Below are 2,319 nucleotides of genomic sequence, written 5' to 3'. Positions count from 1 at the left end.
GGACCTCGCAGACCACCGTGATGGCCGAGGCCCGTCCTGTCTTTGGCGGCGACGTCGCCGTGGCAGTGGCCGGCGTCCACTACACCATCTAGGCGGTACTGCTTCGGCGGCACCCGGAATCCAGCAGCGGCCCGCAGTGGATAAGCTAAAGGCATGACTTCTGAAGCAACTGCAGTGCCCATTGTGCGCGCCGACGGCCGCGCCCCTGACCAGCTCCGGCCCATCAGTATCACCCGCGGATGGTCCAACCAGGCTGAAGGATCGGCCCTCATCGAGTTCGGCAACACCAGGGTCCTGTGCACCGCTTCCCTCACCCCGGGCGTCCCGCGCTGGTTGAAGGGTGAGGGCCGCGGCTGGGTGACCGCCGAGTACGCCATGCTGCCCAGGGCCACGAACACCCGTTCTGACCGCGAGTCGGTCAAGGGCAAAATCGGTGGCCGCACCCACGAGATCTCCCGGCTCATCGGCCGTTCCCTGCGTTCCATTATCGACACCAAGGCCCTGGGCGAAAACACCATTGTGCTGGACTGCGACGTCCTCCAGGCAGACGGCGGTACCCGAACCGCGGCGATCACGGGGGCCTATGTTGCGCTCGCCGACTCCATCAGGTTTGCCCGTGACAACAAGCTGATCGCGAAGAACGCCCAGCCCCTCATCGACACCATCGCTGCCGTGTCCGTGGGTATCATCGACGGCGTTCCCATGCTGGACTTGCCGTACGTTGAGGACGTCCGGGCGGAGACCGACATGAACGTGGTGGTCACGGGCTCCGGCAAGTTCGTCGAAGTGCAGGGTACTGCCGAAGGTGCCCCCTTTGACCGCGCCGAACTGGACCAGCTCCTGGACCTCGCCCTGCTGGGCACCACCCAGCTCGCCGCAATCCAGCGCGAAACCCTGGCAGATACGCTGTGAGCGCGGCGCCCGCCGCCCCGCGCCTGGTGCTTGCCACCCATAACAAGGGCAAACTCCGTGAGCTGCGCGAACTTCTGCGCGGGCAGGTGCCGGGGCTCGACGTCGACACGCAGGTAGTGGATGCAGCGGCGGCAGGGGCCCCCGACGTCGTCGAAACCGGCGTGACCTTTGCCGAGAATTCGCTGCTGAAGGCGCGCGCTGTCGCAGAAGCAACGGGCTTGGTGGCCATTGCCGATGACTCCGGCCTTGCCGTGGACGTGATGGGCGGGGCGCCGGGGATCTTCTCAGCGCGGTGGGCCGGCAGTCACGGCGACGACGAGGCGAACCTGCGGCTCCTGCTCAACCAGCTTTCCGACGTGCCGGACGCCCACCGGGGCGCGGCGTTCGTTTGCGCGGCTGCGCTGGCAGTACCAGGATCGGACAGCGGACCCGGGCGTGAAGTGGTGGAATACGGCCAGTTGGAGGGCGTCCTGCTGCGCGAACCCCGCGGCGACGGCGGGTTCGGCTACGACCCCGTCCTGCAGCCGGCGGGAGAAGGGCGCAGCTGTGCGGAGCTGACTGCCGACGAGAAGAATGCCATCAGCCACCGCGGCAAGGCCTTTCGGGCGCTCCTGCCGGCCGTCGTCGAGGCCCTGCGGGACCGGTAACCGTCCTGACCGTTCTTAAAACGGCTGTGCTCCCCGCCGGAACGGGGAGCACAGCTGTTCAACAGTGCAGGGATCTTGCCGCCGGCACGGCCAGCGCCGGGCAACCTAGTCTGAGCGGGTTCCCTCAGGAACGTCGCGCGGTGCCTTGTGCTCGTTCCCGGGGGCATGTTCCTCGACGCGGACGCCCTCGTGGATATCGCGCGGTGTCTTGTGCTCGTTCTCGGGGGCATGTTCCTCGATGAACTCGTCCACCGGATCGGTGCCGTAGGCCTTCGCCTGGCGCTTTGCCGACACGCCGCGGAGGACTTCGACGCCGATGGGCAGGACCGAGACCAGGACGATGGCGATGAAGATGATGTCCAGGTTTTCGCGGACCCAGGGGACACGGTCACCCAGCAGGTAACCCAGGAGCGTCACGCCGCCGCCCCACAGGACAGCGCCGATCACGTTGAAGAGGAAAAACTTCTTTTTGTTCATCTGGGCGACGCCGACGATGACCGGGACGAAGGTCCTGATGATCGGGACGAAGCGGGCCAGGATCAATGCCTTGCCGCCATGCTTGTCGAAGAACGCGTGGGCGTTCTCAACGTTCTCCCGCTTGAAGAGGCGGGAGTTGGGCTTGTTGAAAATGGCCGGGCCGGCCTTGGAACCAATCAGGTAACCGGTCTGGTTGCCGATAATGGCCGACACCATGATCAGCAGCGCAAAAAGCCACACGTTGAACTTGATGGTGCCAGTGGCCACCAGCAGGCCTGCGGTG

3 protein-coding genes are annotated in these 2,319 nt (G+C 65.9%); 2 read left to right on the top strand and 1 reads right to left on the bottom strand.

What is annotated here, in order from left to right:
• The first annotated feature begins 180 nt into the window (after positions 1-180).
• Entirely contained in the window at positions 181-912 is a 732-nt protein-coding gene (gene rph / locus RIF68_RS34675; RefSeq protein WP_309055482.1) for a ribonuclease PH, read from the top strand.
• On the top strand, positions 909-1,559 hold the full coding sequence (gene rdgB, locus RIF68_RS34670) for an RdgB/HAM1 family non-canonical purine NTP pyrophosphatase (RefSeq protein ID WP_309055480.1): 651 nt from the start codon (positions 909-911) through the stop codon (positions 1,557-1,559). The genes rph and rdgB overlap by 4 nt, the downstream gene beginning before the upstream one ends.
• Positions 1,560-1,664: 105 nt before the next feature.
• On the opposite strand, the gene RIF68_RS34665 is transcribed toward rdgB, so the two are convergent.
• Positions 1,665-2,319 (bottom strand): VTT domain-containing protein (locus RIF68_RS34665; protein ID WP_309055479.1); only part of this gene is annotated, 655 nt, incomplete at its 5' end.

Source organism: Streptomyces sp. (genome assembly GCF_031178505.1).
Classification (GTDB): domain Bacteria; phylum Actinomycetota; class Actinomycetes; order Streptomycetales; family Streptomycetaceae; genus Streptomyces; species Streptomyces gulbargensis.
The sequence above is the reverse complement of the archived record's forward strand: the minus strand, read 5'-3'. Positions and strand labels throughout refer to the sequence as shown.